Annotated in this window: 5 protein-coding genes and 1 pseudogene; 3 read left to right on the top strand and 3 right to left on the bottom strand. The window is 58.0% G+C overall.

Going from position 1 to position 5,795, the window contains the following annotated elements; genetic code table 11:
- Positions 1-346: 346 nt before the first annotated feature.
- Positions 347-1,389 (bottom strand): annotated as a pseudogene (locus AC0QTX_RS27035) (IS110 family RNA-guided transposase).
- A 254-nt stretch (positions 1,390-1,643) separates the two neighbouring features.
- On the opposite strand from AC0QTX_RS27035, the gene AC0QTX_RS27040 reads away from it, so the two are divergent.
- Positions 1,644-2,746, top strand: a protein-coding gene (locus tag AC0QTX_RS27040) for an IS3 family transposase (RefSeq protein WP_474606884.1) whose coding sequence is annotated in 2 segments (ribosomal slippage) — positions 1,644-1,890 and positions 1,890-2,746 — 1,104 coding nt in all. Because the reading frame shifts where the segments join, the coding sequence is not laid out codon by codon here.
- Positions 2,747-3,579: 833 nt separating this feature from the next.
- Here the strand turns inward: AC0QTX_RS27040 and AC0QTX_RS27045 are convergent.
- The gene (locus AC0QTX_RS27045; RefSeq protein ID WP_474606885.1) at positions 3,580-3,870 is read right to left on the bottom strand and encodes a hypothetical protein; all 291 of its coding nucleotides are present in this window, start codon (positions 3,868-3,870) and stop codon (positions 3,580-3,582) included.
- A 365-nt stretch (positions 3,871-4,235) separates the two neighbouring features.
- On the opposite strand from AC0QTX_RS27045, the gene AC0QTX_RS27050 reads away from it, so the two are divergent.
- Together AC0QTX_RS27050 and AC0QTX_RS27055 are read left to right on the top strand one after the other, a co-directional pair.
- Entirely contained in the window at positions 4,236-4,814 is a 579-nt protein-coding gene (locus AC0QTX_RS27050) for a hypothetical protein (RefSeq protein ID WP_474606886.1), read from the top strand.
- A gap of 260 nt (positions 4,815-5,074) precedes the next feature.
- The gene (locus AC0QTX_RS27055; RefSeq protein ID WP_474606887.1) at positions 5,075-5,290 is read left to right on the top strand and encodes a hypothetical protein; all 216 of its coding nucleotides are present in this window, start codon (positions 5,075-5,077) and stop codon (positions 5,288-5,290) included.
- A 91-nt stretch (positions 5,291-5,381) separates the two neighbouring features.
- Here AC0QTX_RS27055 and AC0QTX_RS27060 read toward each other — a convergent pair.
- Positions 5,382-5,795, bottom strand: a 414-nt coding sequence (locus AC0QTX_RS27060) for a DUF6894 family protein (RefSeq protein WP_474606888.1), incomplete at its 5' end; no start/stop codon positions are given.

A 5,795-nucleotide genomic window follows, 5' to 3' on the forward strand; every position in this document is an offset into this window, starting at 1 on the left:
GAGAACCGTGATCCGGGGAGAAGCAAAGGTGCCAGAGCTGTTTGCGCTTGACTGGAGACCCGCGATTAGAGAACGGCCCCCGCCTCGCAAGGGTGACGGACAGTGTTTTGATCGGATCGCTTGCGGTCATATGTCCGGCCTTTCATTGCAGTCGCACATGACCGCTGGCCAAGATGGCATCCGCTCTGTGAGTTCCCAATAGTACCGCGGCCTTCCCAGACCACAGTCATGTGCGGAGTGTCTCACCGTCTGGATCGATCGATCACACCATCTGTTCGCTTCCTTGCAAGGTCCGACACCAGCTCACCATGAGAGCGCTCGATAAGATCTCATGTCGGGCCGATCCCTAAACAGCACACGCCGCTGCCGACACCGACGTTGGGGTTCTGTAGCTCTCCCCTGTCACCATCAGCTTCCAGGCAATCCGGGCGATCTTGTTGGCCAGCGCCACGGCAACCAGCTTGGGCGGCTTGCGCTTGAGCAACGCCACCAGCCAGGGCAAAGCGGGCGCACTCTGGCCGCGCCGCAACTGCCGGATGACCGCCGTGGCCCCAACCACCAGCACGCTGCGCAGAACCTCGTCGCCAGCGCGCGTGATCACCCCATGCCGCACCCTGCCGGCCGTCGAATGATCCTTCGGGGTCAAGCCGAGCCAGGCGGCAAAGTGGCGGGCTGACCGGAAAGCCTCGGGTGAGGGCGTCTTCATCACCAGCATGGCGGCGCCGATCGGCCCCACCCCGGGAATCCGGGCCAGGCGTCGGCTGGCGTCATGGGCGCGGTGCCAGGCCATGAGGCGATCCTCAACCTCCTCCAGTTGGGCCTGCAAGCGCGCGTATTCCGCGGCCTGCATCTCAAACAGCTCCCGGGCCAGAGCCGGTAAGGTCTCTTCGGTCTTGACCCGCTCCAGAAGGGGCTCGATCCGGCACAGCCCTTTAGGGGCAATGAGCCCAACTCCGCCGCGTAGCCGCGGATCACGTTGATCAGCTGGGTGCGCTGGCGGATCAACCGATTGCGCACCCCCACCAGCATGAGAGCAGCCTGCTGGTCCGCTGTTTTGACCGGCACGAAGCGCATGGTGGGCCGGCTCATCGCCTCGCAGATCGCCTCGGCATCAGCGGCATCGTTCTTGCCACGCTTGACGTACGGCTTGGCCAGCTGGGGCGCAATCAGCTTCACATGATGCCCTAACGACTGCAACACGCGCGCCCAATGATGCGAGCCTCCACAGGCTTCGAGGGCCACCACGGTAGGCGGAAGCTTGCCAAAGAAGGTGAGCAGGTCCTGGCGCCGCAGCTTCTTGCGCAGGACGGGCTCCTCGGCGGCATTCACCCCGTGCAGCTGGAAGACGTGCTTTGACGTATCCATTCCGATGCGGATAATCTGGTCCATGGACGGTCTCCTGTGTCTGAGATCTGCAACGACCTCATGCTGGCACAGCGATGCCGTAAGGGGGCCGTCCACCCCAACAGCACCCGCCCCGCTAGGCCCAAACGTCATCAACAATCACATTGCCAAACGGGCGCCATCCAGACATGACATCACCTGTTCCGCAGTATGGTCTGAGACTGGTCCTGACCCGCCAAACTGGTCCATTTGGAGGACAACTTTTTCGGGCATTTTGATGCTTGAGGAGGGTCAGTGCCATGAAGAAGACGCGCTACACGGAAGAGCAGATCGCCTTCGCGCTGCGGCAGGCAGAAGGCGGCACGCCGGTGTCTGAGGTGATCCGCAAGATGGGCATCACCGAACCGGCGTTTTACAGGTGGAAGAAGCAGTTTGCCGGCATGGGCGTGGCCGAGATCCGGCGCCTGAAGCAGCTCGAGGATGAGAACGCCCGCCTCAAGAGGCTCGTAGCGGATCTGACCCTTGATAAGACCATGCTGCAGGATGTGCTCAAAAGAAAGTGGTGAAGCCCGTCGTTCGGCGTGAGGTCGCAGGCCATCTGCAGAAGGCCTATGGCATCGGCGAACGGCGGGCATGCTCCGCCACTGGCTTCCAGCGCTCCTCACAGCGCTACCGCAAGCGGTCGGATCCGCAGGTCGAGCTGCGCATGCGTCTCAAGGAGTTGGCAGCAGCCCGAGTGCGCTACGGTTATCGTCGGCTGCACATTTTGCTGCGGCGGGAGGGCTGGCCGGTGAACCACAAGCGCACCTACCGCCTCTACCGGGAGGAAGGGCTATCAATCCGGCCCAAGGCACCCAAGCGCAAGCGGGCCTGGCGCTACCGGCAGGGCCGGCCGGAGGTGGGTGGACCCAACGAGGTGTGGGCGATGGACTTCATGGCCGACCAGCTTTTCGACGGGCGTGCATTCCGCATCCTGACGGTAGTGGACTGCCATACGCGCGAGTCACTGGCGATCGTCCCACGAGTGAGTTTCCGTGCCTACCAAGTCGTCGAGGCCCTTGATGAGATCGCCAGAAGCCGCGGTCGGCCGAAGAGCCTGCGCGTGGACAATGGCCCGGAATTTGCCGGTCGAGTGCTCGACCAGTGGGCGTATCTGAACCGGGTGGAGATCGACTTCTCGCGGCCCGGAACACCCACGGACAACGCGTACATCGAGGCGTTCAACAGCCGCCTAAGGGCGGAGTGCTTGAACGCCTCTTGGTTCTTATCCATGGCCGATGCCAGGGAGCGGATTGAAGACTGGAGGAGAGATTACAATGAGACCAGGCCGCACACAGCGCTCGGTGGCTTGACCCCGAGCGCCTTCGCCCAACAAACTTACCAAGCCCGGAAGGTTGCATAGCCCGTGGATCACATATGGGGGCAGGTCCATGTGAGCCTCGAGACATACTTCAGGGTGGACCAATTCAATGGGGGTGGATCAGACCTAAGAAGATCCGGTCTTATCAAAGTAACCGGAGTGTAAGTTGTGTGATCCTCTAAGCATGGCGTCATTCGCCATTAGCGCCGCCTCTGATATTATAGGATTTGTCGCCGGTGGACTTGGAGTAAATCTATCAGCAGAACAGCCTGTATCGTTGTACCCAGTGCGCCTTCCATAACATAAAAGCGCTCCGAGAACAGGGAAAATTGTACCTCATCCTATGTATGCCAGAAGTATTGCCGGCCATCCATACGGATAGGCAAGTAAACATAAAAAAATTTCTCCGATTCCCGCAAAGAAAATTATCACAAACATGACACATGTCGCCTCGTGATTTGTATTTATATTCTCGTAAGCTCCATCTACTTATTGAATTTTGATCTAATTGAGGCATTTTGATTTATCAAAGGGCGCTCAATCAAGAGGCGTACACTTCAGCCAAGCAGACTGGTTGGCCCATCTCAGCTGTCCAAGCTGAGATGGGCCGCTGCGATGGTCGGCAGGACAATCCCAAAGGAATCCTCAATCGTCCTAAAGTGGCGCCTAACATCGATGTAATAGAGAGGCATTGTTGTCCCCTATCTTCGTGAAGCGCTGCCAAGATTGGCTTGGCCCGACAACTTCAAGATTCCTGCATTTGTTCAACAGCTAAAGTCTGAGAGGCTTTCAGAGCCTGACCTCGACCGCTAACCGACAACTTGGTCCGTGCCGGTGTACTTTCCCAATAGCTCTGCGCGGGTGTACGTTTCCCGCTACCCATCCCCATCGATGTCAAGATAGAATTCAATATCGGCCTTGCCGTTCTCATCGATCGCCACGAAACTAGTGCTGAAGCCGTTGCCGTTGCTGAGCATATCCAGCAGTGCACCAAATCGCACATCCTCGTCCGAAGGCGTGATGACCGCAGAGTCTCCTACGCCCCAGTCTGGCTTGCTAACAGTATAATCGAGGGGAGCAGGCCCTGGTATGCTACAGTCTGGCATATCAACCGTATAGCCAATGATAGCAGGCGCTTCTACGATGTAGAATCCGATCTCGTCCATCCTCATCTTCCCACTACAGCAAAAGCCTCCATAGGCTAACAGTCGGTGGCAACGCATCCAAGAACGCACAGGACGTAGGATTTGAATGCATCGGACGTAGGATTCCACGCATCCATTCCCCTCTTCGGTCGGATCTTAGGGCCGAAGAAGCGCAGAATAGGCTGGGGACAGTACTCAATCAGGTCAGGCAGATTGGTGGCTTCGTTTCGTCTTGTCGGGATCTGTGGGTTCAGGGGTGTACGCTCCTTGGTTAACCCATACTCAAAAGTCGGAGAGCCTGCGCCTCCGGCGATCCACCGCATGAACAGGTCCCTCGATTAAACGGGGTGCTTTATCACTGCATCAGATAAGACGGGGATACAGTCATGCCAATTGATCTATCAGCTCTTCATCTTCCACCTGAGCTTATCGCTCGACTGACCGCTTCGACAGGCCTGAAGACCACCATCAGCGGGAGTGCGGTGGCCAGTGGGGACAGTACCCGCATCACCGGGGGGATCACGGTCACCACCACGGATGATGGGCCGGTCACCACAGTCTCCGGCGAGGCGACCCTCACGGCGACCGCCCAATCGTCCGATGGCGAGCCCATCGCGACGGCCATCACCGATATCAATGTGGAGGGCGAAGACGTCTTGGAGACGGCGACGGTGAACTCATCCAACACCGAGCAAAGCGGTGACCTGATCACCACAACAGCGACCTCCACCACGACTGTGTTTGACCTCGATGAGGAGGTAAGCCTGCCCACCGGCACGACCACAACTGAGCCTGTAGTGGAACCGGACGAGGTGGGCGACGAGGCAACCATTAATGGCAATGCCGTAAACTTCGGTTTTGAGATCGAAGCCGACGGTGGGGACGCCTATGTTGGCTTTGAGGCGACCTTACTGACGATGGACGAGGTTTCGAGCCTGAACGTTACCGCCTTCAGCATTGCCTAGGGCGAGAGCAACCTCGCGGGGTTGCTCGCTCGTTAACCCTCTGGGTCACTGAGAGGTGGTGATGAAACGATCCTCAGCACGACGCACCAAACGTTGGATCCTTCAACAGCTGACCCGCTGGTTGGATCAGTACAACGATCCCCTAAGACCTCCTACTCACCCACTACCAGCGGAACATCCTACCATTGTGTATCGCCGGTCTTCCGGTAGCGGAACGCCTGTTGAAGGCGAGGCGGTGACTAGGATCAGGAGTTAATGGAGTGAGCAAACCCTACTTTGAAGACTGCAAGGGGCCGATTCCTGAACTGCGTCTGCCCTATAACGTTCGGAAAGCGCTGGCAGAACGGAACATTTCAGCCATCGATCAGCTCAGGGCTGGGGCTGACCAGATCGAACGGGTGATACCAGGCATTGGGACTAGCGCAGCCAAAGCGATCAGAGCAGAACTCGCTCGTGTCGCAGCATCCAAAAAATAGTCTGACGAGGCCCAGTCGCTTAATCTGGATGAGTGCGTAATGCGCAGAAGCGGCGCTATGGAATCGGCACCACGTAAGTCTACTGTGATAGTTATGGCAGCTTGGTGTCCAAGGGGACGGATAGGACGACATTGCCGGACGTATCCTCGACATCGATCCGCCAGCCCTGCCAGTCTTTGGTGATGTGGTCAGGCTCCTGTTGAACCTCATGGATCAACCGGCGCACCATGTACTGCACTGTCGCAGGATCGCTGATCTCGACCCCTGTAGTGTCGAGGATGATCTGCTGGCTACTCACCAAGTGAAAGTAGTAGTGCATTGGTCGCTCGGCCTTCCAAGGCAACAGTAGGCTGCTTGGCTCAGAGCGTGATGTCCCAAGTATCGTGACGCAACCTATCACAGGATTGATACGCCGTATGAACGGCACCGTTGCATTAACCTTGGCAGTGTAGCGAGGGATGGCTAATTGAGGAGCCGTCCAGTTGTCTCTGTTTAAGCGCCGTCG

The sequence above is a fragment of the Microvirga sp. jy35 genome, from assembly GCF_056148915.1.